Below are 23,721 nucleotides of genomic sequence, written 5' to 3' on the forward strand. Positions count from 1 at the left end.
AAGGGTGCCCACCTATCGAGACGAAGCGGTGATCCTGCGCACCCACAAACTCGGTGAGGCGGATCGCATCGTCACGATGCTCTCGCGACGCCACGGCAAGGTCAGGGCGGTGGCCAAGGGCGTGCGCCGGACGTCGTCGAAATTCGGTGCCAGGCTCGAGCCGTTCATGGTGGCCGACGTGCAGCTCTACCAGGGCCGCTCCCTCGATATCGTGCAGCAGGCCGAGTCGCTCGGCTCCTACGGAACGGACATCGCCGCGCACTACGACCGCTTCACCGCGGCGAACGCCATGGTCGAGACCGCCGACCGCCTGAGCGACGCGGAGGCGACTCCCGATCAGTACCTGCTCCTCGTGGGTGGACTGCGGGCGCTGTCGCGCGGAGAGCACGTCGCCCGGAGCATCCTCGATTCGTACCTCCTGCGGGTCATGTCGCTGTCCGGGTGGGCGCCCTCGCTCGACGAGTGCGCACGGTGCGGCACACCAGGCCCGCACTCGCGGTTCGTCGCGCAGCTGGGCGGCGTGGTGTGCCAGAACTGCGCCCCCGCCGGCAGCCCGCGCGTCGCCGAGAAGACCCTGGGCCTGCTCCGATCTCTCATCGCGGGGGAGTGGGACGTGATCGACGCCGCTCCGCACGCCGACACCGCCGCTGCGTCCGGACTCGTCTCCGCCTACGCCCAATGGCACCTGGAGCGCGGCATCCGCTCGCTCGCCCACGTGTCCGACATCACTTCAGGAGGAGAACGGTGAGCCCGAAGCCGTACACGCACAAAGACGCCGTGGCCTATCGCCCGCTGGACTGGACGGGCGTGTATCCGCCCGCGTTCCGCGCCGTACCCGCGCACGTCGCGATCGTGATGGACGGGAACGGACGCTGGGCCAACCGCCAGGGACTCACTCGCATCGAAGGACACAAAGCGGGCGAGGAGGTGCTGCTCGACGTGGTCGCCGGCGCGATACAGGCGGGAGTGAAGCACCTCTCGGTCTATGCCTTCTCCACCGAGAACTGGGCGCGCTCTCCGGAAGAGGTCCGCTTCCTCATGGGCTACAACCGCGATGTGCTGCATCGCCGTCGTGACCAGCTCAACGAATGGGGCGTGCGCATCCGCTGGGCCGGCCGCAAGCCCCGGCTGTGGGGGAGCGTCATCAAGGAGCTGCAGTACGCCGAGCAGCTGACCCGCGACAACGACGTGCTCACCCTCACAATGTGCGTGAACTACGGCGGCAGGGTCGAGCTCGTCGATGCGATGCGGGCCATCGCCGAAGACGTCGCCGCCGGGCGCGTGAAGCCCAAGGCGATCAGCGAGAAGATGATCCGTCGGAACCTCTACGTGCCCGACATGCCGGACGTCGATCTGTTCCTGCGCAGCTCGGGGGAGCAGCGCACCTCGAACTTCCTGCTGTGGGAGTCCGCATACGCCGAGATGGTGTTCCTCGACACGCTCTGGCCCGACTTCTCACGTGAGGAACTGTGGCGGGCGATCGGCGTCTACCTCGCCCGGGACCGCCGCTTCGGCGGCGCGATCGACACTCCTGACGCGTCGGCCTGAGACCGCAGCCATCGCTCCGTCTCCCGCGGATGCCGTAGCCGCACGACGGTGAGGTGCGGGAAGCGCTCCTGCATCTCCGGGAACCGCTCGTGCCATTTGTGCAGTGTCGCCCTCTGCCACGCCAGGATGTTCTCCTCGGGATCGCGGTTGAGGAGGTTCCACGGTCCCTTCTCGCGGTTGCCGTTCCAGAGCTCTCGCCGCAGGATGCCTCGGGCCAGGGTGCGCCGCATCAGACGGCCGCGCACCACACGGTAGGGGTAGTCGAGCCAGAGCGCGAGCTGGGCGCGCGGTGCGAGGATCGCGTCGGTGCCCTTGCTCGTGTACTGCCATTCGGTGACCCATCGATCCTCGGCGGCGAAGGCGCGCACGTCGTCGAGGAACTCGGGCCTCGGAGTCCAGTTCGCCCCGTGGAACAGGCCGTCGATCTCGATGTGGCGGAGCCCCCACAGTGCGCCGATGCGACCAGACAACGTGGTCTTCCCCGATCCGGAGACGCCGGCCACCAGCACCCGCTCCGGGGTGAACGGGAGCGGATCGTCGGCGCAGAGCATCCGAGAATCCTACCCACCGTGGCGCGGCGCCGAGGAATAGCTCATAGGCGCATGCGGTTGGATAAAAGTGTGACTGAACCCATCTCCATCGACATCTGGTCCGACATCGCCTGCCCCTGGTGCTACATCGGCAAGCGCAACCTCGAGAAGGGTCTCGAAGCGGTCGCGGCCGATGAGGACGCGCCGCAGGTCAACATCACCTTCCATTCGTTCGAGCTCTCGCCCGACACTCCCGTCGACTTCGACGGTGACGAGGTCGACTTCCTCGCCGGGCACAAGGGCATGCCGCGCGAGCAGGTCGAGCAGATGCTGTCGAACGTGACCGGCGTGGCCGCGAACGCGGGGCTCGAGTACCGCTTCGATCTGCTGCAGCACACCAACACGGTGAAGGCACACGAGCTGCTGCACTTCGCGAAGGCCGAGGGGCGTCAGCACGAGATGGAGGAGCGGCTCATGTCCGCCTACTTCACCGAGGGCAAGCACGTCGGGCGCATCGACGACCTCGTCGACCTCGCGGTCGAGGTCGGCCTCGACGCCGATCGAGCACGTGCGGCGCTCGAGAGCGAAGAGTTCCTTCCGGCCGTTCGCCAGGACCAGGCTCAGGCTCGCGCCTACGGCATCCAGGGCGTGCCGTTCTTCGTCGTCGACGGCCAGTACGGCATCAGCGGCGCCCAGCCGCCCGCCGCATTCGAGAACGTCCTTCGCGACCTCTGGTCGAAGCGCGGAGAGAGCGAGACGGAGACCGCAGCGGTCTAGCGGGTCAGAGCCGCTTCGATCGCGCTGACGATCTCGGGGGCGTCCGGCTTCTGCTTCGGGCGGAAGCGCAGGACGTCCCCGTCCGGCAGCACGAGGAACTTCTCGAAGTTCCACTCCACCCGGCCGGCCTTGCCACCGGCGTCCGGGGTCTCCTTGAGCGCCTTGTAGAGCTCCGCGGCGTTCTTCCCGTTCACCTTGACCTTGTCGTTGACCGGGAACGTGACGCCGTAGGTCGTCGAGCAGAACTCGAGGATGTCGTCCACCGAGCCGGGCTCCTGGCCGAAGAACTGGTTGCACGGGAAGCCGACGACCGTGAACCCGCGGTCGCCGTACAGACGCTGCAGCTCCTCGAGCTGCTCGTACTGGGGCGTGAGGCCGCACTTGGAGGCGACGTTCACGACCAGCACCACGTCGGCGCCGAGATCGTCGAGGGTCTTCTCCTCGCCCTTCGCGTCGGTGAACGGGATCGTGCGGAGCGCGGAATCGGTCATACTTCACAGCTTAGATCGCAGCATCCCTCGTGGCTCTGCGTCTGGGAGAATGGAGGGGACATGACTCTCGCCACCGCCCCCGCCCGCCCCCTTCGCATCGGTCCGATCGATCTCGACGTGCCGGTCGTCCTCGCCCCCATGGCGGGGATCACCAACACCGCCTTCCGGCGTCTGTGCCGTGAGTACGGCGCCGGGCTCTATGTGAGCGAGATGATCACCTCGCGTGCCCTGGTCGAGCGCAACGAGACCACGATGCGGCTGATCCGCCATCACGAGTCGGAGACGCCGCGGTCGATCCAGCTCTACGGCGTCGACCCGAAGACCATCGCCGAGGCGGTGCGCATCATCGTGGCCGAGGATCACGCTGACCACATCGACCTCAACTTCGGGTGCCCGGTGCCGAAGGTCACCCGCCGCGGCGGGGGAGCGGCGCTGCCCTGGAAATCGAAGCTGTTCGCCGACATCGTCGACCAGGCCGTCAAGGCCGCAGGTGACGTGCCGCTCACGGTGAAGATGCGCAAGGGCATCGACCGCGATCACCTGACGTTCCTCGACGCCGGGCGCGCGGCCGAAGATGCCGGTGCGGCTGCGGTCGCCCTCCACGCCCGCACCGCGAGCGAGTTCTACTCCGGCTTCGCCGACTGGAATGCCATCGGCGAGCTCAAGCAGGCCGTCACGAGCATTCCTGTGCTGGGCAACGGCGACATCTGGTCGGCCGACGACGCGGTGCGCATGATGGCCCAGACCGACTGCGACGGCGTCGTGGTCGGACGCGGCTGCCTCGGACGCCCGTGGCTGTTCGGCGAGCTGGCGACGGCTTTCGGCGGCGAGGGCAAGACCGTCGATGCCACGCTCGGATTCGTCGCGAACGCCTTCCGGCGTCACGCAGAGCTTCTCGTCGAGTTCTTCGAGGATGAGGACCGCGGGTGCCGCGACGTGCGCAAGCACGTGTCCTGGTACTTCAAGGGGTATCCGGTCGGCGGCGACATCCGCACGGGGCTCGCCACCGCGTCCAGCCTCGCGGAGATCGACGACTTCCTCGGGCGCCTCGACCACACCGCGCCGTACCCGGGCGCGGATGCCGAGGGCCAGCGCGGTCGGTCAGGTCACCCCAAGCGCACGGCGCTGCCCGACAAGTGGTTGGAGTCTCGGGAGCTCGCATCGTCGGCCTCCGAGATGATGCGTGGAGCGGAGATCGAGAACAGTGGTGGTTGATCCCCAGGTCGGCCTGCGCGCCGACGGCTATGACGCGCGCGACGCCGAGCGCTTCTTCGCCGAGACCCACCGTTCCGAGCGCAACGACTTCGCCCGCGACCGCGCGCGGGTGCTGCATTCCGCAGCGCTGCGCCGGCTCGCCGCGAAGACGCAGGTGCTCAGCCCCGCCAGTACAGCCGACTTCGCGCGCAACCGCCTGACGCATTCCCTGGAGGTCGCACAGGTCGGGCGTGAGCTCGCGGTCGCCCTCGGCGTCTCGGCCGATGTCGTCGACACCGCGTGCCTCAGCCACGACCTGGGTCACCCTCCCTTCGGCCACAACGGCGAGCGGGCGCTCAACGAATGGGCCGAGCCCATCGGAGGGTTCGAGGGGAATGCGCAGTCCTTGCGCATCCTCTCCCGACTCGAGGCGAAGGTCCTCGACGACGATGACCGCTCGGTCGGACTGAACCTCACCCGCGCCAGTCTCGACGCCACGTGCAAGTACCCGTGGACGGTCGACAGCCCGGTTCCGGACCCGGGTGGTCGCCTGAAGTTCGGCGTCTACCCCGAGGACGAGGCGGTCTTCCGCTGGATGCGCGAGGGGGCACCGGGGCGTCTGCGCTGCATCGAGGCCGAGATCATGGACCTCTCCGACGACATCGCCTACTCGGTCCACGACTTCGAGGATGCGATCGTCAACGGCTACGTCGACGTCGCCCAGCTCGCCGATCCGCGCCAGCACGATGCCCTCGTCGGACGCATCCAGCAGTGGGTGGGCTACGACTTCACGCGCGACGAGCTCGCCGATGCTCTGTACCGCCTGGCATCGCAGCCGATGTGGCTGTCGTCGTTCGACCGCTCCCGTCAGGCACTCGCCCGACTCAAGAACCTGACGAGCGACCTGATCGGACGTTTCGCCCGTGCCTCGGTCTCCGCCACGAAGGAGGCGTACGGCTCGACCGCCCTGGTGCGCTACAACGCCCACGTCGTCGTGCCACGCGTGATCGAGGTGGAGATCGCGGTCCTCAAGGGCATCATGGGCCAGGCGATCGTCACGATCGAAGCCCGCAAGGGCGTCTACAAGGAGCAGCGACGCGTGCTCAAGCGGCTCGCCGACGCCCTCTGGTCGACCGACGCGCTGTGGTCCGCGGGCTCCGATGTGCTCGAGCCTGCATTCGCGGCCGACTTCGTCGCCGCGCAGAACGACGCCGAGCGCGCCAGGGTCGTGGTGGATCAGATCGCGAGCCTCACCGACCAGAGCGCGATCGATTGGCACAACCGGCTCGTCGGCGAGATCGATCCGGCCGAGGTCGGGATCTGGACTCCGCGTCACCCCCGTCCGGGCGCGCAGGCGCACGCCGAGCGGCTGCCCGTGGTCGAAGGGGCGCACTGATGCCGCGGATCCTGCAGGCCGACGTCGACGAGGTGAAGGCGCGGACGAACATCGCCGACATCATCGGTGAGCGTGTGGCTCTCAGATCGGCCGGGGTCGGATCCCTCAAGGGACTGTGTCCCTTCCACGACGAGAAGAGCCCGAGCTTCCATGTGCGCCAGCAGGTGGGGTACTACCACTGCTTCGGCTGCGGGGAATCCGGCGACGTCTACTCGTTCCTGCGGGAGATGGACCACGTCAGCTTCACCGAGGCCGTGGAGCGTCTCGCCGGGCGTATCGGATACACGCTGCATTACGAAGACGGGGGAGCGGCTCCCGAGACCAGCGGTCGCAGCCGTCTGTACGCGGCCAACACCGCGGCGGCGGAGTTCTTCCGTGCGCAACTGCTCACCCCCGATGCCGAGGCCGGGCGTCGCTTCCTGGGCGAGCGCGGGTTCGATGCGGGTGCTGCCGCGCATTTCGGAGTCGGCTTCGCCCCGCGCGGGTGGGACGGGATGCTCAAGGCCCTCACCGCGCAGGGATTCACGCGCGAGGAACTCAGCAACGCGGGTCTCGTCTCGACGGGACAGCGCGGCGTGTACGACCGCTTCCGCGGGCGGCTGGTGTGGCCGATCCGGGACGTGTCGGGACAGACCATCGGTTTCGGCGCGCGCAAACTGTTCGACGACGACCAGGGGCCGAAGTACCTGAACACCCCCGAGACGCCGATCTACAAGAAGGCCCAGGTGCTCTACGGGCTCGACCTCGCCAAGCGCGACATCGCTCGCGGGGATCCTCGCCGTGTCGTCGTGGTCGAGGGGTACACCGATGTGATGGCCTGCCACCTCGCGGGTCTCACGACCGCGATCGCCACCTGCGGCACGGCGTTCGGCACCGAGCACATCAAGGTGCTGCGCCGGGTGATGGGCGACGACAACGCCTCGGGCGAGGTCGTCTTCACCTTCGACGGAGACGAGGCGGGACAGAAGGCGGCCCTGCGTGCATTCACGGAGGACGACAGGTTCAACGCGCAGACTTTCGTCGCCGTCGCCCCTGACGGCATGGATCCGTGCGACCTGCGACTCCAGCGCGGAGATGCGGCCGTGCGCGGGCTGATGGACGCGAAGCAGCCGATGTTCGAGTTCGCGATCGACCGCAAGCTCGGCGGCTTCGACCTCTCCACCGTCGAGGGGCGGGTCGGCGCGCTGCGTGCGGCCGCGCCCATCGTGGCCGAGATCCGCGACCAGCTTCTTCGCCCGGGATACGAGCGGGTGCTGGCGCGCCGGCTCGGGATGGATCCCACTGAGGTGCGCAGCGAGGTCGAACGCGCGGCACGCGGCGCGTCGACTCCGCAGCAGGTGCGTCGGGAGGCTCCGCTGACGGATGCGGTGACGGGTGCTCCCGTCGTCGCTCCGGTCACTCTGTCGAGCCTGCCGCGCAGCCCCGACGTCGCCGTCGAACGCGACGCGCTGATGGGCGCCCTGCAGTACGGCCATCAGGTCGATCAGGCCCTCCTCAACAGGGCGTTGGAGGCGCCGTTCCGGACCCCCGGTCTCGACGCCGTGCGCGAGGCCGTCGCCGCCGCCCCCGACCGCACCAGAGCCGGGTGGGTGACCGAGGCGGTGAACAGCGTCCGTGAGCCCTACCGTTCGCTCGCGGGGGAGCTGCTGATGACGCCGTTCCCCGCCCGCGACGAAGAGCGAGCCGTCGCCACCGTGGCCGACCTCACCCGTCGACTCGTGCTCCGTCAGCTCGAGCGCGAGAAGCAGGAGCTCCTCGGCGCGGTGCAGCGAGTGCCCGCGGATTCCGACGGAGGCCGCGCGCTGCGGATGCGGTTGCGCGACATCGATGCGGAGCGTCAGCGCTTCGCCGAGTCGTAACCCCGACCGGCATCGCGCAGAGGGCAGGATGGAGTCATGTCCCGCAGGCCCGAATCCACGAACGCGATCGATTGCTCTGATCTGGTGATCGACCGCATCGGCCACGGGATGCCGACGCGTGCCGTCGACGGCGTCACCTTCTCGCTCGCGCCCGGCGGTCTGATCTGCGTCGCTGGGCCCACCGGCTCCGGCAAGTCGACGCTGGTCGCCGCCCTCGCCGGCTCCACCGATCCCTCGGTCAAGGTCGTCGGAGGACGGGCCCAGGTATGCGGCGTCGATGTGCGCCGGCCTGGCCGCAAGCACCGGATCCTCACCTATCGCACCGGATTCGTACCGCAGGGGGCGGGCGCCGACCTGCCGCCGCGGCTCACCGTGAATGAGGTGATCGCGGAGCCGATCCTCATCCGCGAACGTCGGGTGAACACGAAGGCGCTCTCGATCCGTGTGGCGACGCTGTTGGACGAGCTGCACCTGCCCCTCGGCACGGCGGCGAAGTTCCCCTATGAGCTCAGTGCCGGCATGCGTCAGCGTGTGGCGATCGCCCGCTCCTTTGTCCTGGAGCCGAAGGTGCTCATCGCCGACGAGGTGCTCGCGAACCTCGACCTCGAGGTGCGGCCGGTCGTCTTCGATGCGATCACCCGTCGCCGCAAGGAGCAGTCGATGGCCGCTCTCCTGGTGACCAACGACGCCGACTTCATCCGCGAGCTGAATGCCGAGACGTTGATGCTCCGCAGTGGGCACGTGGTCGCCCGTGGCGTGGGCAAGGATCTGCTCTGGGTGCCGAACGCGGAGTCGGATTCGCGGCACTGAGTCCGACACGCCCGGCATTCCCGAACGGCGCCTCGGTGTCGTGAACACCTCCCGGAGTTTGCTAAGCTTGTCGAGTTGCCCGCTCAGCGGTGCACATTCCTCGGTAGCTCAATTGGCAGAGCAGCCGGCTGTTAACCGGCAGGTTCTTGGTTCGAGTCCAAGCCGGGGAGCCAACGAGAGAAGCCCCCTCCACGGAGGGGGCTTCTCTCGTTTCCCCGTGAAGTCGAGCAATGGACTGGACGCAGAAGAGCCCCTTCGATGGAAGGGGCTCTTCTGCACGGCGGCGAGAGAGGATCAGCCGACGCCCTCCATCGCACTCGTCTCGGTGTTGCCGATGCGGGCGATGACATCGGGGCGACGACGCGCCAGGTAGGCGTATCGCGTGAGGGCCAGGGCCACCGTCGCCAGGAACACGTACGGGATCACGTTGTAGGGGAATGCCGGCACCGGCCAGACGTTCGCGAAGAACACGTACCCCATCGTGACGACGGCGACGGTCGCGCACGCCTTCACGAGGCCGTTGCGCATCTTCGCCCGCTGCGTGTAGACGACGCAGGCGATCGCGACGAGGGCGTAGGCCACCATGTAGCCGTAGGTGCCCCAGGTGTTGACCCAGACGAGGATCTCTCCGGTCGCGGCGCCCGAGACCAGCAGCACGATGTCGACCGCGACGGCCGCAGCGCCGGCGATGATGAGCACGCGGTGCGGCGTCAGATGCTGCTCGTGCGTGCGTCCGAACCGCTCCGCGACGACGCCCTCCTTGCCCATCACGTAGACGATGCGTCCGATCACGTTGAGCGGGGCGACGACCACGGCGAAGAACGACGCGGAGACGCCGAACGTGAGCACGGCGGCGAACCAGCCCGGCATGCCGATCAGGGCCGACATGCTCTCCAGAGGACTGGACGAGGTGGCCAGATCGTCCCCGAGCACGGTGATCTGCGTGTACGCGGCGAAGACGTACAGCACACCCACGCCGAGCGCGCTCCACATGATCGCGCGGGGGATGGCCTTGTACGGCTCCTTGGCCTCACGACCGAGCGCGTCGGCCGAGGAGAAGCCCACGAAGCCGAGGATGCCGAGCACCATGCCGGAGGCGACGCCCTGGAACGACGAACCGGTGGCGAGCACCTGCGCGGGGTCCCACGCGGCCGGGCCGGCCCAGACCAGAGCGGCGATCAGCAGCACGAGGATGATCCCGACCGAGACGAGCTCGAGGACGAGCGAGACGCGGGCGGACAGGCGGATGCCGCGGATGGTGAACAGCGTCGCCAGGCCGCCGAGCACGATGGCGAGACCGATGTCCCAGCCGAGTCCCTGTGCCGGGAGGCCGAGCATGCTCAGGAACTGCGCCATGTAGCTGACGGATCCGCTGAGCGAGGCCGCGGCGATGCCGAAGCAGCCGATCAGCAGCGTGACGCCGGCGAGGAACGCGCCGAACGGGCCGAGTCCCTTCGAGACGTAGGTGTAGAGGGACCCGGCCGAGGCGTGCTTGCGGGCGAACACCACCACGCAGTAGCCCACGCACAGGATGACGATGGTTGCGAGAGCGAAGGCGTAGATGGTGCCGTTACCCGCACCGAGGAAGATCGCCGCTGCGGTGAAGGCGATGACGGCGCTGGGGGCGATGTTGGCGATGGCCTGGGCGGCGAGTTCGGGTCCGCTCATGACGCCGGTGCGAAGACCGGCATCCTTGGGTGCGCCAGGCGGGGCGACGACGGTGTCTGACATGGTTCTCCTGGATTCGGGTTTCAGGGGTGGGGGTGGGGTCCGCCGAGGGCGGTCAGGGGATGAGGAGCGTGCGAAGCGCGGATCCGGCCTCGAGGTCGTCGAGCGCGGCGGCGGCTTCGGACAGCGGGCGCCGCCCCGAGATCAGGGGATCGATCTTGAGCTGGCCGTCCATGTATCGGTCGACGAGAGCGGGAACGTCGATCGAGGGGCGCACGGAGCCGTAGTTCGAGCCGAGGATGCGCTGATCGGCCTCGGCCAGGACGAGGGGCTCGAACGATGCGCGGGCGCCCGTGGGAGGAAGCCCGACGATGACGGCGGCGCCGCCGAGACCGAGCATCTGGATCGACTGCTCGGTTGTGGACGTGCGACCGATCGCGTCGAACGCGTAGTCGACGCCGTCGGGGATGAGCTCACGCAGCTGGGCGACGGCGTCACCCTGCGACGCGTCGATACGGTCGGTCGCACCGAACTGCAGCGCCATCTGGGTCTTCTCGGGACGCACATCGATCGCGACGATGCGCTCGGCGCCGGCGAGTCGTGCGCCCTGGACGACGTTGAGTCCGACGCCGCCGCAACCGATGACGACGACGGTGGAGCCGGGCTCGACGGCGGCTGTGTTGAGCACCGCGCCGACGCCGGTGGCCACGGCGCAGCCGACGACGGCGACGACGTCGAGCGGGGCGTCGTCTCGGACCTTGACCGCACCGGATGCGGGAACCACGACCTCCTCCGCGAACGAGGAGACGCCGAGGTAGTGGTGCAGCGGTTCACCGTCACGGCTGAGGCGGGACGTGCCGTCGAACAGCACTCCGAGGGGAGCGACGACCGTGGCGACCTTCTGGCACCGGGCCTCGTGACCGGCTCGGCAGTAGCGGCACTCACCGCACGGCGGTACCCAGCTCAGGACGACGTGATCGCCGACAGCGAGGGTCGTGACACCTTCGCCGAGTTCGGTGACCACGCCGGAGCCTTCGTGGCCCATGACCAGGGGAGCGGCGGCATCCCACTCGCCGCGCTTGACGTGCAGATCGGAGTGGCACACGCCGGCAGCGGCGATGCGCACGCGCACCTCACCCGCGCGCGGGGGTGCGAGGTCGACGTCGACGAACTCGATCGGTGACTGGGGATCGCGGAAGACTACAGCTTTCATGACATCCTTCGGGTGGAGAGGGGATGCCGACGATGCTAGGAGAGTGCTGACCGTCGGGCATCCGACAAATATGTGGATGGGGTGCCACCCGTTCACACTTTGTATGATCAAGGTGTGGCTCGTGATGTCGCCTCCGTGGCGCGATACCTCCAAGGCGAGCTGCTGCATGGCGGGGTGTCGAGTGCCCGGCATGTGAACTCGGTCGTCGCTCTCGAGTCCTTCGGCGCTCCGACAGACCGCCTGTTCGCCACTCTCGTCGTCGTCGACGCCGCGCAGTGGGACGAACTCGCCGACGATGCGGACCGGCTCACCCTCCTCCGGGACGTGGTCGTGGTCACCGGCGCGGACACGCCAGCGGTCCGGCGCATGCTCGAGGAGGGCGGCGTCACCGCTATCGTCCGAGCGGGCACGTCGCACGAGCTGCTGATGCCGACGCTGACGACCCTGCTCGCCGTCGACCAGGCGGCCGAGGCGAGAGCGATCACCTCGGCGATGCGGGTGCTCACGCTCGCCGCTCGACGCAGCGGGATCACCGGCGTCATCGCCGAACTCGCGCACCGGATCGACGGATGGGCGGTGCTCCTCGACCGCCACGGAGAGGTGATCACGACCGCAGGCGCGGGGAGCCTGCACATCGACGATGCGATCGCGGTCGCCGTCGGCCGCCCCGTGCGGGTGCGCCACCGCGCGCTTCAGGTGCATCCTGTCGGTCCGGGGCAGGACATCACCGCGCAGCTGGTCACCGCGCCGCGCAACGACAGCTCCGGTCGAGGGAGGGAACTCAGCTCTCAGGCCGCAGCGTTGCTCGATCTCCTGATGCGCACCCGGGACAGCAGCCACCTCGAACGCCTGGGCCGATCCATGATGCTGGAGACCGTGCTGGAGGGAGGGGAGAAGGCGACACGGCTTCTCCGACGCTGGGGCGTGCACGAGCCGAGCCTCGTGGGGTTCGCGCTGGCCTCACGCACGAGCGGAGTGGACGTCGAGCACCTGCTCGCGCTGTGGCTCGACGAACTCGGGGCCGAGCATGTCTTCGCCGCGCAACGAGGACTCATCCGCGGCGTCGTGCGCGAGGATCATGCGCAGGAGATCGCGCATCGGGCGCAGGCCTTCGCCTCGACGCTCTATCTCGGACTCGGGCGCCCGGCCACGACGGATGCGCTCGCCCGCAGTGTCGACGAGGCCCGACAGGCCTGCGAGACGGCTCGTGCGGGTGGGGAGCGCGTCGTCCGCTACGCATCGATCCCGACGGTGTCGTTCGTGCTCGGACAGTTGGATGCGGACCAGACGCAGCGGATCAGTCGGCTTCTGGATCCATTGCGCGGCGTCGAGCAGCAACCCGAGCTCATCGAGACCCTGCGCGTCTTCCTCTCCACGAACAGCGCCTGGGGTGAGAGCGCTACGCGGTTGCGGATCCACCGGCAGACGTTGGCCGCGCGGATCAGACGGATCGAGGACCTGATCGGTCTCTCGCTGTCGGATCCTGATGATCGTGTGGCCGCCTGGCTCGCGCTGCGTGCGTCGGACGGCTGAACCCCTCGGAACGACGAAGAGGGCCCCGCCGGATGGCGGGGCCCTCTTCTGAGACGGTGGATCAGCGCGCGGCGCCGGCCAGCGAACCCGTGGTCTGCCCAGCCGGGTCGAAGACGATGCACTGGATCACGCGATCGTTGTTCCGCTCCCACGAGTCCTTGGTGGGAACGAGCGTCGTGACATCGAATGCGGAGTCCTGGTAGGCCACGCCCACGAACGTCGTGTACGCGTCTCCGATGCACTCCTGCGTCGCCGCGTCGATGTCGGTGTCGGAGAACTCGCCATCCGGCATCGTGATCTCGTAGTACACCTCCTGGTCGTGCGGGTCGGTGCAGGGGAGGATGTTGGCTTCGGTCATCGTGCCGGAACCGGTGTCGAGCATGCAGTCGCCCAGCTTCACCGAGAAGACGCCGACGTTCGAGCTCTCCGTGACCTGGCCGCTCTCCTCGTCGCGGTTGGCGTCGCCGGAACCGCCGCCGAGAATGCCGTTGAGAGCGCTGCACCCGCTGAGGGCGACCGAGAGCGCCACTGCCGATCCTGCGAGCATCAGGGCGCGTCGAGTGCGCATCTTCATCATGATCTGTTTCCCCTCCGAAGCGTGATGCGGAGGCATGCGAAAAGCCCCCGCCGCGAACACGCTAACCCCCGGCGAGTCTGTGACGCAACTCGAAGGATGCTGTGGTTCGGCTGGGAGCGCTCAGCCTTCGAGGTCGTCGACGCCGGGCATCCAACTCGCGCCGGGGCGTCCCCACCCGCGCTTTCGGGCGATCTTCTGCGCGGTCTTCCAGTCGCTGTCCGACAGGCGATCGACGTACAGGATGCCGTCGAGGTGATCGAACTCGTGCTGCATGATGCGGGCACGCCACCCGTCGACATCGATCGAGACCGGCTGCCCTTCCAGGTCGGTGGCCGTGACGTGGACGCGCTCCGACCGGCGCAGCGGGAACCGCTCGCCGGGGAACGAGAGGCAACCCTCGGATTCGAGATCCGGGTCGGGTTCACCCGGTTCGAGCGGCACCATCCAGAGAGTGGGATTGATGAGAACGCCGCGCCAGGGGTGGTCGTCGTCATCGACATAGGCGTACGTGTAGATGCGCAGGGGCACTCCGACCTGCGGAGCGGCGAGACCGACCCCTGGGGCGGTGTCCATCGTCTCGAACATGTCGGCGACGAGGGCGCGGACGTCGTCGGTGATCTCGTCGACGGGGGAAGCGGGGGAGTGCAGGACGGGGTCGCCCATGATGCGAATCGGAAGTACAGCCACGTCACAACCCTAGTCGGCGGCACTCGCCAGGTAGGGTCGTACTGTGAATGCTGGGGTGTGGATGAACGCGGTCGAGGACGTCGGCGATCAGCTCGTCGGCGCGTTCCAGAACCCGGGGCTGCTGCTCGGCATCCCGCTCGCTCTCGCAGGCGCCGTCTTCATGTCCCTCGGCGCCCAGTACCAGCACCGCGGCGTCGAGAAGGTCGAACGCCTCAGCGGTGCCAACGGCGCCTCGGGCCTGAGTCTCGATCAGCTCAAGCGCCTCCTGACCCGTCCGTCATGGCTCATCGGCACGCTGATGCTCGGACTCGCCGTGGTCTGTCAGCTCGCCGCCCTCGTGCAGGCGCCGCTGATCGTCGTCCAGCCGCTCGGGGCGATCGCCCTCGTGATCACGACCTTGCTCAACGCGCGGATCTCCGGCCACTCGCCGACGCGGCAGTCGCTGACCGCCATCGTGTGCTGCGTCGGTGGCATCTTCCTCTTCGTGTTCTTCGCGGCGATCTACGCGACCGAGCAGGAGGTCACCGACCGTGAGCTCTTCACGATCCTGGCGCTCCTGCTCGTAGTCATCATCGTCCTCGGCGCCTGCTGGCTGATCCTGCGCCGCCGGATGCGCGCCCTGTTCTACGTGATCGGCGCGGGAATCCTCTACGGGTTCGTCGCCACCTTGGCCAAGGTCGTCATCAAGCGCATCGAGGCCGGTCAGTTCGAATGGATCACCGGGATCTGCGTGCTCGCCCTCGTCTCGGCGGCCGCTGTCGGCGCATACTTCGTGCAGACCGCGTACAGCTCGGGTCCGCCCGACCTCGTGATCGCCGGGCTCACGGTCGTCGACCCTCTCGTCGCCGTGCTCATCGGAATGGTCGTGCTGGGCGAAGCCTCTGCGGCTCCGTGGTGGGTGCTCGTGATCTTCGCCGTCGCCGGAGGGATCGCCGTTTGGGGCGTGGTCGGGCTCGCCCGCTACCACCCTCAGGTGCTCAGCGACAGCCAGGATCTGGGAATCCAGCGAGGCAGCACGCCAGGTGGATCCTCGCAGGGCGGCCCTGGAGAGGCTTCCTCGTCGCAGCCCGCCGCGACGAATGCTCCGGAGCACTCGGACGGCTCGGGACGTCCGCAGACGCCGCCGTGGCACGACGGTTCGTCAGAGCGACCCTAGCGACAGCGAACTGAGCGGCCGCGCGTGGCGGCGCCGACTCAGTAGGCCTGATCGATCAGGTCGACCGAGACCTCGGAGGCCGCGGCTTCATCCACGAAGAACACCGTGCGCTTGCGCCCCTTGGCGCCGGCGGCGGGCACGCTCGAGTAGCTCGCCCCCGCGAGAGCGAGGCCGAGAGCCGAAGCCTTGTCGGCGCCCGTCATCACGAGCCAGACCCGCTTCGAAGAGTTGAGCACCGGGCGGGTCAGCGTGACACGCTCGGGCGGCGGCTTCGGCGAGTTGCGGACGGCGAGGACTGCGGCATCCGTCACAGTGACCTCCTCCCGATCCGGGAAGAGGGAGGCGATGTGCCCGTCGGGGCCGACCCCGAGGAAGCACACGGCGAAAGAGGGCCACGGATGCTCGTCGGTACCGAACCGCGCCAGGTCCGCCGCGTACGCCGCCGCGGACTCGTCGAGGGTCAAGCCGGTGTCAGGGCCGGCGACCTCGTGCACGTTCTCCTGGGGCACAGGGATGTGGTCGAGGAGAGCCTGTCGGGACTGCAGCGAGTTGCGATCGACGTCGTCGCGCGGCACGAATCTCTCGTCACCCCACCAGAAGTGCACGAGCGACCAGTCGATCTCCGCCGCTCGCGGGTGCTCGGACGCCGCACGCAGCACCGCACCGCCCATCGAACCGCCCGTGAGGGCGATGTGCGCGATCCGCCCGTTGCGTGTGCGCGCGCGCACCCGTGTCAGGAACCGGTCGGCCACTCGGGTGGCGAGGGCTGCGGGCGTGGCTTCCACCACGACCCGCTTCTCTGCGGACGATGTCGTCATCGACGTCACTCTCCTGTCTCGGGCGGACCCAGCTTCTCCCAGCCCTCGGTGATGACTCGACCGTACAGGACGTCCGGGTCGAGTCGACGCAGCTCCTCTGCGAGGCACTCGCGCAGAGTGCGTCGCGGCAGGTGCAGGTCGTGGTTCGGCTGTCCCGGCTGCGTGAGCACGGCGACGCCGGGAGTCGGGCGCTCCAGGAGGATGTCGCCGGACTCGCGTGTCAGGCGCACCGACTTGATGCCCTCCGCCCAGTGCTCGGGGTCTTCGTAGGACCAGCGCACCGGAACATCGAGCGCCATCTGCAGCCAGGCGGCCAGCAGCGCGGTCGACGGGGAGGCCGCGGCTCCGCGCACCTCGACGCCGGTGATCTGCTCGTACGGCGGCTGGTCGAGCACAGCGGCGAGCTGCTCGCGCCAGTGGGTCAGACGCGTCCACGACAGATCGGTGTCGCCGGGGGCGTGGGTCTCGCCCAGGAGCGCGAGCCGGTCGCGGACGTCGTTCGCGGTGGCGGCATCGGTGATGCGTCGCTGCGCGATCTTGCCGAGCGGTGACTGCGCAGGCGCCACGGGGGCCGCCTCCGGCCACCAGGCGACCACGGGAGCATCGGGCAGCAGGAGGCCGGTGATCAGGCTCTCCTCGTTGCTGGCGGCGTCTCCGAAGGCGCGAAGGACCACGACTTCGCTGGCGCCGGCATCTCCACCGACGCGGATCTGCGCGTCCAGGCGTGACTCGCCCTCACCTGTTGTGATGACGATGACCCGCATCGGGTGCTCTCGTGAGGCGTCGTTCGCGGCATCGATAGCCGCTTCTGCGACGCCGTTGCGCGCAGCGATCACGAGCGTGAGCACGCGGCCGAGGGCGACGGCTCCACCCTCTTCGCGGACCTTGACCAGCTGCTTCGCGACCTGGCTGACGGTGGTGTCGGGAAGGTCGATGATCACGGGCGTCTCCAGACTCGTCCATCGCGGGCCAGCAGGTCGTCAGCGGATGACGGTCCCCATGAGCCGGGCGCGTACTGCTCGACCGGGCCGCCTTCGGCTGCCCAGTACTTCTCCACGGGGTCGAGGATCTTCCAGGAGAGCTCGACCTCCTCGTGCCGCGGGAACAGCGGCGGATCGCCCAGGAGGACATCGAGGATCAGACGCTCGTAGGCCTCGGGGCTCGCCTCGGTGAAGGCGTGGCCGTATCCGAAGTCCATCGTCACGTCGCGCACGTTCGTGCCGCTGCCGGGAACCTTCGACCCGAAGCGGATCGTGACGCCCTCATCCGGCTGGACGCGGATGACGAGGGCGTTCTGCCCGAGCTCCGAGGCGTTTCCGCGCCCGAAGAGGTGCTGAGGCGCACGCTTGAAGACGACGGCGATCTCGGTCACACGGCGTCCGAGACGCTTGCCCGTGCGCAGGTAGAACGGCACGTCCGCCCACCGGCGCGTGTCGATCTCGAGCTTGATCGCGGCGTACGTCTCCGTGGTCGACTCGGGGTTCATCCCCTCTTCTTCCAGGAAGCCGGTGACCTTCTCGCCACCCTGCCAGCCGCCCGCGTACTGACCGCGAGCGGTCGCGAGGGAGAGATCGTCCGGGACGTGCACCGCCGCGAGCACCTTCTCCTTCTCGGCGCGCAGGTGCTCAGCCGAGAGGCTGATCGGCTCTTCCATCGCGGTGAGAGCCAACAGCTGCAGCAGGTGGTTCTGGATCACGTCACGGGCCGCACCGATGCCGTCGTAGTAACCCGCGCGTCCGCCGACGCCGATGTCCTCGGCCATCGTGATCTGCAAGTGGTCGACGTAGTTGCGGTTCCAGATCGGCTCGTACAGCTCGTTCGCGAAGCGCAGCGCCAGGATGTTCTGGACCGTCTCCTTGCCGAGGTAGTGGTCGATGCGGAAGATCGAGTCGGCCGGGAAGGCAACCTCGAGCGCGGCATTGAGCGCCCGCGCCGACTCGAGGTCATGGCCGAAGGGCTTCTCGATCACGACGCGACGCCAGCGCTCGTCGTCGTCGCTGTTCTCGCCGACGAGACCGGACTCCTTGAGCTGCTTCGCCACCAGCGGGAAGTCCTTCGGCGGGATCGACAGGTAGAACGCGTGGTTGCCCATCGTCCCCCGTTCGACGTCGAGCTTCTCGATGGTCTCGCGGAGCTTGCGGAAGGAGTCCGGATTGTCGAACTCGCCCGAGACGAAGCGGATGCCCTGCAGCAGCTGGGTCCAGGTCTCCTCGCGGAACGGTGTGCGCGCGTGCTCCTTGACGGCGTCGTAGACGACCTGCGCGAAGTCCTGGTCCTCCCAGTCCCGGCGGGCGAATCCGACCAGGGCGAACCCGGGCGGGAGCAGTCCGCGATTGGCGAGGTCGTAGACCGCGGGCATCAGCTTCTTGCGTGAGAGGTCTCCGGTGACGCCGAAGATCACGAGGGCGCTGGGCCCGGCGATCCTGTTGAGACGGCGGTCATCGGGGTCACGCAGCGGGTTGTGCCCGCGCGAGATGGGAACAGACATCGGTGGGGGATTCTCCTGCTGTTACTTCTGTGCGGCTTCGAAGAGGGCGAGCACGTCGTCGGAGGACTCGGTGATCGTCAGCGTCACGACGGGGCGGCCGTGCTCGGCGAGTACGGCGGCGTCACCGGCGGCCTGCGCCTGGATGAGCTGTCCGAAGGTGAACGGACGGTCCGGGATCTCGAGGTCGACCTCGGTGCGCTCGAGGATCTGCAGGAACACGCCCTGCGCGGGCCCGCCCTTGTGGTACTGGCCGGTCGAGTGCAGGAACCGCGGTCCCCATCCGAAGGTCGTGGGTCGTCCGGAGTCCGCCGCGACGAGTTCGCGCAGGCCCTGGAGCTGCGGCACCTCGAGACGGTTGACGTAGGCCTGGATCGACACGTATCCGTCTGCCGGGAGCTGGGCCCAGAGCGCATCGAGCACGCCCTCGACGCTGCCGGAGGTGGCGAGAGCCGGGTCGGACACCCGCACCTCGACGCCGTTCTCGATGAACGCGGGAGCCGTCGGCTCCGGGCGTGCGTCGAGGAGCCCGCGCGCGGCGATCTTGGCCGATTCGACATCGGGCTGATCGAACGGGTTGATGTGGAGCAGGTGACCGGCGATCGCCGTCGCGTACTCCCACACGATGAGCTGAGCGCCCAGCGTCCCGCTGACGAGGATCTCGCCCTCGTGACGCTCGTGCAGGTGGAACTCGTTGGCGTCGTCGACCAGCCGCACGATCTGCAGGTCGGCGGGCACGGGGTCGAGCTCGGGGGAGACCGGGAGCAGGACGACCGGGAGGATTCCGGTGCCCTCCTTGCCGGTGGACTCGGCGATCAGCTGCTCGATCCAGTCCGGGAGGCCCTTGATGTGCGTGCCGTCGGTGATGAGGCCGAGCTTGTCGCGGCGGGGTGTCGTCGCCGCGATCGCCGCGCCCAGACGAAGGGCGGGGTTGTCTGCCGAGTCGACGGCGACCTCCAGAAGCGAGGCCTCGGCCTCGTTCAGCAGCTCGTCGATGTCGACACCGGCGAGCCCCGACGGCACGAGGCCGAAGGCGGTAAGCGCCGAGTAGCGTCCGCCGACGTTGGGGTCCGCGTTGAAGACGCGGTATCCCGCCTCGCGGGCCGAGACATCGAGCGGAGAGCCGGGATCAGTGACGACGACGATGCGCTCGACGGGGTCGATGCCGAGGTCGCGGAACGCCGCTTCGAAGGTGCGACGCTGCGAGTCGGTCTCGACCGTGGAGCCGGACTTCGAGGAGACCACCAGCGCCGTGTCGGCGAGGCCCTCGTCGAGAGCGGCGAGCACCTGGCCCGGAGCCGTCGAGTCGAGGATGGTCAGCGGCACTCCGGCGGTCTGCGCGATGACCTCGGGGGCAAGCGATGATCCGCCCATGCCCGCGAGCACGACGCGCGTGACGCCCTTGGCGTTGAGGTCGGCGCGCAGCGCGACGATCTCGGCGACCAGCGGACGCGAGATCGACACGGCTTCCACCCATCCGAGCCGGACGGATGCCTCAGCCTCGGCGGCCGGCCCCCAGAGCGTCGCGTCCCCGCCGGTGATGCGAGAGGCGACCAGATCGTGGACGAGGCTGGGCACCGTCTCATCGATCGCGGCGCGTGCTGCACCGGACGTGTGGATCGAGAACGTCATCGCTGCGACTCCAGACCCTCGGCGACCTGCGTCAGCAGGTCGTGCCAGGAGTCGATGAACTTCGCGACGCCCTCGTCCTCCAGCACCTGGGTGACATCGGCGAAGTCGATCCCGACCTCGGCGAGGCCGGCGAACACGGCTCGTGCCTCTTCGTAGCCGCCCGTGATCGTGTCGCCCGTGACGACGCCGTGGTCGAACGTCGCCTCGAGCGTCTTCTCGGGCATCGTGTTGACCACGCCCTGGGCGACGAGCTCGGTGACGTACAGGGTGTCGGGAAGGGCCGGGTCCTTGACACCGGTCGACGCCCACAGCGGACGCTGCAGGTTCGCACCGGAGTCGAGCAGCGCCGTGGCGCGGTCGCCGGCGAAGGTCTTCTCGAACAGCTCGTAGGCGAGGCGTGCGTTGGCCAGACCGGCCTTGCTCTTGAGCGCTTCGGCGGCATCCGTGCCGATCGCGGTGAGGCGCTTGTCGGTCTCGGTGTCGACACGCGACACGAAGAACGAGGCGACGGAGTGGATGGTCGACAGGTCGATGCCTGCGGCCTTCGCCGTCTCGAGACCGGTGAGGTAGGCCTCGATGACCTCGGCGTAGCGTTCCAGGCTGAAGATCAGCGTGACGTTGACGCTGATCCCCGCCCCGATCGCCTCGGCGATGGCCGGAAGGCCGGCCTTGGTCGCGGGGATCTTGACGAGCAGGTTCGGGCGGTCGACCTTGGCCCACAGCTCCTTGGCCTGCGCGACCGTGCCGGCGGTGTCGTGCGCGAGGTCGGGGGAGACCTCGATCGAGACGCGGCCGTCGACGTGGTTCGAGGCTTCCCAGACGGGGCGGAACACGTCGAGGGCTGCCGCGACGTCCTGCGTGGTGGCGGCGAAGACCGCTTCCTCCGCCGTCGCGCCCGAGGCGGCGAGCTCGGTGACCTGTGCGTCGTACGACGTGTCGTTCTTGTCGGTGATCGCATTCGCGAAGATCGTCGGGTTGGTCGTGACACCCACGACGTTGCGCGACGAGATCAGATCGGCCAGGTTGCCCGAGGCGATGCGCGTGCGGGAGAGGTCGTCGAGCCAGATGCTGACGCCGGCGGCGGCGAGCTGTGCGGTGGGGGTGCTCATGCGTTCTCCTTGGTGCTGTTGGCCGCGATGGTCTCGCGGGCGGCCGCGATGACGGCCTCGGTGGTGATGCCGAACTTCTCGAAGAGGGTCTTGTAGTCGGCGGAGGCGCCGAAGTGGTCGATGCCGACCGAGCGGCCGCGGTCGCCCACGATGCCGCGCCAGCTGAGCACCGAGCCCGCCTCGACGGAGACGCGGGCGGTGACGGAGGCCGGCAGCACGCTCTCGCGGTACTCCGCGTCCTGCTCGTCGAACCACTCCAGCGACGGGGCGGAGACGACGCGCACGTTCACGCCTTCGGCGGCCAGTGCCTCACGGGCGTTGACCGCCAGCTGCACCTCGGAGCCCGTGGCCACGATGATGACGTCCGGCGTGCCGTTCGGCGCTTCGGCGAGCACGTAGGCGCCCTTGGCCGCGTTGTCCGCCGAGGCGAACGTGTCGCCCGATGCCGCGCCCTCGCCACGCGCGAACACCGGGATGTTCTGACGCGTCAGCGCGATGCCTGCCGGTCCTTCGTGGCGACGGAGGATCTCCAGCCACGTGGCGGCCGTCTCGTTCGCGTCCGCAGGTCGCACGACCGTGAAGTTCGGGATCGCGCGGAGCGTCGCCAGCTGCTCGATCGGCTGGTGGGTGGGGCCGTCCTCACCGAGGGCGACCGAGTCGTGCGTCCAGACGAAGATGCTCGGCACGTTCATGAGCGCGGCGAGACGGACGGGCGGGCGCATGTAATCGCTGAAGATGAGGAAGGTGCCGCCGAACGCGCGGGTGGGTCCGTGCAGCACGATGCCGTTGATGATCGCGCCCATGGCGTGCTCGCGGATGCCGAAGTGCAGCACCCGGCCGTAGGGGTTGCCCGACCACTCGTGGGTCGACCACTCCGCGGGGATGAACGAGGGCGCGCCCTTGATCGTCGTGAGGTTCGACTCGGCGAGGTCTGCCGAACCGCCCCACAGCTCGGGGAGCTCAGCGGCGAGGGCGTTGATGACCTGGCCGGATGCCGCGCGGGTCGAGACTTCCTTACCCGCCTCGAACACGGGCAGCGCGCTCGTGATGTCGTCGGGGAGCTGGTGTGCTTCGAGGCGGTCGAGCAGCGCCTTCTTCTCGGGGTTCGCCGCGGCCCAGGCGTCGAACGACTCCTGCCATGCGGCACGGGCTTCGGCGGCGCGGGCCGCGAGTCCGCGGGTGTGCGCGATCACGTCATCGGCGACGACGAAGCTCTGCTCGGGGTCGAACCCGAGGACCTTCTTCGTGGCGGCCAGCTCTTCGGCGCCGAGAGCGGAGCCGTGGATCTTGCCGGAGTTCTGCTTGCCGGGCGACGGCCAGCCGATGATCGTCTTGAGGATGATGAGCGAGGGCTTGGCGGTCTCGCCCTTGGCGGCCTCGATGGCGGCGTGCAACTCGGCGACGTCTTCGACGTACTCGCCGGTCTTCTTCCAGTCGACGACTTGCACCTGCCAGCCGTAGGACTCGTAGCGCTTCGCGACATCCTCGGTGAAGGCGACGTTCGTGTCGTCCTCGATGGAGATCTGGTTCGAGTCGTAGATCGCGATCAGGTTGCCGAGCTGCTGGTGGCCTGCGAGCGAGGAGGCCTCGCTGGTCACGCCCTCCTGCAGGTCGCCGTCTCCGGCGATCACGTACACGAAGTGGTCGAACGGGCTGGTTCCCGCCGCGGCCTCGGGGTCGAAGAGACCGCGCTCGTAACGGGCGGCGTAGGCGAAGCCCACGGCCGAGGCGAGGCCCTGTCCGAGCGGACCGGTGGTGATCTCGACGCCCTTGGTGTGGCCGTACTCCGGGTGGCCCGGTGTCAGCGAGCCCCAGGTGCGCAGTGCCTTCAGATCGTCGAGCTCGAGCCCGAAGCCGCCGAGGTAGAGCTCGACGTACTGGGTGAGGGAGGAGTGGCCGGCAGAGAGGATGAAGCGGTCGCGACCGAGCCAGTCCACATCGTTCGGGTCGTGGCGCAGCACGCGCTGGTACAGGAGATATGCCGCCGGAGCGAGGCTCATGGCTGTGCCGGGGTGACCGTTACCGACCTTCTCCACGGCATCGGCCGCCAGGATTCGTGCGGTGTCCACCGCGCGCCGATCGATCTCATCCCACTGCAATTCCGACACGTTCATGCCCTTTCCGACAGTTTCGAGGGCGCCCGTATTCCCTGGCGCATCCGCATCATCACGGAGAGGTGTGCACATCGCCGGGCGCGCGAGTGGTTTCAGCATAGCGGTGAGGTGACTTGCGCTACGC

At 68.6% G+C, this 23,721-nt stretch carries 21 protein-coding genes and 1 tRNA gene; 10 read left to right on the plus strand and 12 right to left on the minus strand.

What is annotated here, in order from left to right:
- The first annotated feature begins 4 nt into the window (after nt 1-4).
- Both recO and ASD13_RS07475 read left to right on the plus strand, forming a co-directional pair.
- Nucleotides 5-748, plus strand: a complete 744-nt coding sequence (recO, locus tag ASD13_RS07470; RefSeq protein WP_055867697.1) for a DNA repair protein RecO — start codon at nt 5-7, stop codon at nt 746-748.
- Nucleotides 745-1,548 carry an isoprenyl transferase gene (locus ASD13_RS07475; RefSeq protein WP_055867699.1) on the plus strand — a complete coding sequence of 268 codons (804 nt, stop codon included), beginning with the start codon at nt 745-747 and terminating at the stop codon, nt 1,546-1,548. The genes recO and ASD13_RS07475 overlap by 4 nt, the downstream gene beginning before the upstream one ends.
- On the opposite strand, the gene ASD13_RS07480 is transcribed toward ASD13_RS07475, so the two are convergent.
- A complete protein-coding gene (locus ASD13_RS07480; RefSeq protein ID WP_055867701.1) occupies nt 1,488-2,099 on the minus strand; it encodes an AAA family ATPase in 612 nt (203 codons plus the stop codon). The two genes, ASD13_RS07475 and ASD13_RS07480, sit on opposite strands and share 61 nt — an antisense overlap.
- Nucleotides 2,100-2,168: 69 nt before the next feature.
- On the opposite strand from ASD13_RS07480, the gene ASD13_RS07485 reads away from it, so the two are divergent.
- Nucleotides 2,169-2,855, plus strand: coding sequence for a DsbA family oxidoreductase (locus ASD13_RS07485; RefSeq protein WP_055867703.1), 687 nt, complete (start codon nt 2,169-2,171; stop codon nt 2,853-2,855).
- On the opposite strand, the gene ASD13_RS07490 is transcribed toward ASD13_RS07485, so the two are convergent.
- Nucleotides 2,852-3,346 (minus strand): glutathione peroxidase, encoded by a 495-nt coding sequence (locus ASD13_RS07490; protein ID WP_017830381.1) that lies wholly within the window; start codon nt 3,344-3,346, stop codon nt 2,852-2,854. The two genes, ASD13_RS07485 and ASD13_RS07490, sit on opposite strands and share 4 nt — an antisense overlap.
- Before the next feature lie 60 nt (nt 3,347-3,406).
- Here ASD13_RS07490 and dusB point away from each other — a divergent pair, with 60 nt between their 5' ends.
- The 5 genes from dusB to ASD13_RS07515 all read left to right on the plus strand — a co-directional run bounded on the left by dusB (nt 3,407) and on the right by ASD13_RS07515 (nt 8,778).
- Entirely contained in the window at nt 3,407-4,561 is a 1,155-nt protein-coding gene (dusB, locus tag ASD13_RS07495) for a tRNA dihydrouridine synthase DusB (RefSeq protein WP_055867704.1), read from the plus strand.
- A complete protein-coding gene (locus ASD13_RS07500) occupies nt 4,551-5,936 on the plus strand; it encodes a deoxyguanosinetriphosphate triphosphohydrolase (RefSeq protein WP_055867706.1) in 1,386 nt (461 codons plus the stop codon). The genes dusB and ASD13_RS07500 overlap by 11 nt, the downstream gene beginning before the upstream one ends.
- Complete coding sequence (dnaG, locus tag ASD13_RS07505; RefSeq protein WP_055867709.1) at nt 5,936-7,795, plus strand: DNA primase; 1,860 nt, start codon at nt 5,936-5,938, stop codon at nt 7,793-7,795. The genes ASD13_RS07500 and dnaG overlap by 1 nt, the downstream gene beginning before the upstream one ends.
- A 36-nt stretch (nt 7,796-7,831) precedes the next feature.
- The gene (locus ASD13_RS07510) at nt 7,832-8,605 is read left to right on the plus strand and encodes an ATP-binding cassette domain-containing protein (RefSeq protein WP_017830385.1); all 774 of its coding nucleotides are present in this window, start codon (nt 7,832-7,834) and stop codon (nt 8,603-8,605) included.
- A gap of 97 nt (nt 8,606-8,702) precedes the next feature.
- Nucleotides 8,703-8,778 (plus strand) — tRNA-Asn (locus tag ASD13_RS07515).
- 121 nt (nt 8,779-8,899) lie between these two features.
- Here the strand turns inward: ASD13_RS07515 and ASD13_RS07520 are convergent.
- Nucleotides 8,900-10,336 (minus strand): APC family permease, encoded by a 1,437-nt coding sequence (locus tag ASD13_RS07520; protein WP_055867711.1) that lies wholly within the window; start codon nt 10,334-10,336, stop codon nt 8,900-8,902.
- A 52-nt stretch (nt 10,337-10,388) separates the two neighbouring features.
- Nucleotides 10,389-11,486, minus strand: coding sequence for an alcohol dehydrogenase catalytic domain-containing protein (locus ASD13_RS07525; protein WP_055867714.1), 1,098 nt, complete (start codon nt 11,484-11,486; stop codon nt 10,389-10,391).
- Nucleotides 11,487-11,600: 114 nt separating this feature from the next.
- Here ASD13_RS07525 and ASD13_RS07530 point away from each other — a divergent pair, with 114 nt between their 5' ends.
- Nucleotides 11,601-13,019 carry a PucR family transcriptional regulator gene (locus ASD13_RS07530; RefSeq protein ID WP_055867717.1) on the plus strand — a complete coding sequence of 473 codons (1,419 nt, stop codon included), beginning with the start codon at nt 11,601-11,603 and terminating at the stop codon, nt 13,017-13,019.
- 61 nt (nt 13,020-13,080) lie between these two features.
- On the opposite strand, the gene ASD13_RS07535 is transcribed toward ASD13_RS07530, so the two are convergent.
- Together ASD13_RS07535 and def are read right to left on the minus strand one after the other, a co-directional pair.
- Complete coding sequence (locus ASD13_RS07535) at nt 13,081-13,587, minus strand: septum formation family protein (protein ID WP_235562496.1); 507 nt, start codon at nt 13,585-13,587, stop codon at nt 13,081-13,083.
- Nucleotides 13,588-13,716: 129 nt separating this feature from the next.
- Nucleotides 13,717-14,283 (minus strand): peptide deformylase, encoded by a 567-nt coding sequence (gene def / locus ASD13_RS07540; RefSeq protein WP_082524191.1) that lies wholly within the window; start codon nt 14,281-14,283, stop codon nt 13,717-13,719.
- Between the two features lie 61 nt (nt 14,284-14,344).
- Here def and ASD13_RS07545 point away from each other — a divergent pair, with 61 nt between their 5' ends.
- Nucleotides 14,345-15,439, plus strand: coding sequence for a DMT family transporter (locus tag ASD13_RS07545; protein ID WP_055869142.1), 1,095 nt, complete (start codon nt 14,345-14,347; stop codon nt 15,437-15,439).
- Nucleotides 15,440-15,477: 38 nt separating this feature from the next.
- Here ASD13_RS07545 and pgl read toward each other — a convergent pair whose 3' ends face one another.
- Genes pgl through tkt form a run of 6 tightly spaced genes read right to left on the minus strand, consistent with a single transcriptional unit; the run spans nt 15,478 to nt 23,591 of the window.
- Nucleotides 15,478-16,257 carry a 6-phosphogluconolactonase gene (gene pgl / locus ASD13_RS07550; protein ID WP_031206051.1) on the minus strand — a complete coding sequence of 260 codons (780 nt, stop codon included), beginning with the start codon at nt 16,255-16,257 and terminating at the stop codon, nt 15,478-15,480.
- Between the two features lie 5 nt (nt 16,258-16,262).
- A complete protein-coding gene (locus tag ASD13_RS07555; RefSeq protein ID WP_055867726.1) occupies nt 16,263-17,198 on the minus strand; it encodes a glucose-6-phosphate dehydrogenase assembly protein OpcA in 936 nt (311 codons plus the stop codon).
- Entirely contained in the window at nt 17,195-18,745 is a 1,551-nt protein-coding gene (zwf, locus tag ASD13_RS07560) for a glucose-6-phosphate dehydrogenase (RefSeq protein WP_055867729.1), read from the minus strand. Before zwf ends, ASD13_RS07555 begins: the two co-directional genes overlap by 4 nt.
- Before the next feature lie 21 nt (nt 18,746-18,766).
- On the minus strand, nt 18,767-20,374 hold the full coding sequence (locus ASD13_RS07565; RefSeq protein ID WP_055867732.1) for a glucose-6-phosphate isomerase: 1,608 nt from the start codon (nt 20,372-20,374) through the stop codon (nt 18,767-18,769).
- Nucleotides 20,371-21,483, minus strand: a complete 1,113-nt coding sequence (gene tal / locus ASD13_RS07570) for a transaldolase (RefSeq protein ID WP_055867735.1) — start codon at nt 21,481-21,483, stop codon at nt 20,371-20,373. The genes ASD13_RS07565 and tal overlap by 4 nt, the downstream gene beginning before the upstream one ends.
- Nucleotides 21,480-23,591 carry a transketolase gene (gene tkt, locus ASD13_RS07575; RefSeq protein ID WP_055869143.1) on the minus strand — a complete coding sequence of 704 codons (2,112 nt, stop codon included), beginning with the start codon at nt 23,589-23,591 and terminating at the stop codon, nt 21,480-21,482. Before tkt ends, tal begins: the two co-directional genes overlap by 4 nt.
- Between the last annotated feature and the right edge of the window lie 130 nt (nt 23,592-23,721).

This window comes from Microbacterium sp. Root1433D1 (genome assembly GCF_001426835.1).
Lineage (GTDB): Bacteria > Actinomycetota > Actinomycetes > Actinomycetales > Microbacteriaceae > Microbacterium > Microbacterium maritypicum.

Bases quoted from the DNA above. Each gene is read 5' to 3' on its own strand.
- ASD13_RS07535 (WP_235562496.1), bottom strand. From the start codon at position 13,587: ATGCGCACTCGACGCGCCCTGATGCTCGCAGGATCGGCAGTGGCGCTC.
- zwf (WP_055867729.1), bottom strand. From the start codon at position 18,745: ATGTCTGTTCCCATCTCGCGCGGGCACAACCCGCTGCGTGACCCCGAT.
- pgl (WP_031206051.1), bottom strand. From the start codon at position 16,257: ATGACGACATCGTCCGCAGAGAAGCGGGTCGTGGTGGAAGCCACGCCC.
- ASD13_RS07525 (WP_055867714.1), bottom strand. From the start codon at position 11,486: ATGAAAGCTGTAGTCTTCCGCGATCCCCAGTCACCGATCGAGTTCGTC.
- ASD13_RS07510 (WP_017830385.1), top strand. From the start codon at position 7,832: ATGTCCCGCAGGCCCGAATCCACGAACGCGATCGATTGCTCTGATCTG.
- dusB (WP_055867704.1), top strand. From the start codon at position 3,407: ATGACTCTCGCCACCGCCCCCGCCCGCCCCCTTCGCATCGGTCCGATC.
- ASD13_RS07520 (WP_055867711.1), bottom strand. From the start codon at position 10,336: ATGTCAGACACCGTCGTCGCCCCGCCTGGCGCACCCAAGGATGCCGGT.
- ASD13_RS07565 (WP_055867732.1), bottom strand. From the start codon at position 20,374: ATGACGTTCTCGATCCACACGTCCGGTGCAGCACGCGCCGCGATCGAT.
- ASD13_RS07545 (WP_055869142.1), top strand. From the start codon at position 14,345: ATGAACGCGGTCGAGGACGTCGGCGATCAGCTCGTCGGCGCGTTCCAG.
- dnaG (WP_055867709.1), top strand. From the start codon at position 5,936: ATGCCGCGGATCCTGCAGGCCGACGTCGACGAGGTGAAGGCGCGGACG.
- tal (WP_055867735.1), bottom strand. From the start codon at position 21,483: ATGAGCACCCCCACCGCACAGCTCGCCGCCGCCGGCGTCAGCATCTGG.
- ASD13_RS07490 (WP_017830381.1), bottom strand. From the start codon at position 3,346: ATGACCGATTCCGCGCTCCGCACGATCCCGTTCACCGACGCGAAGGGC.
- ASD13_RS07480 (WP_055867701.1), bottom strand. From the start codon at position 2,099: ATGCTCTGCGCCGACGATCCGCTCCCGTTCACCCCGGAGCGGGTGCTG.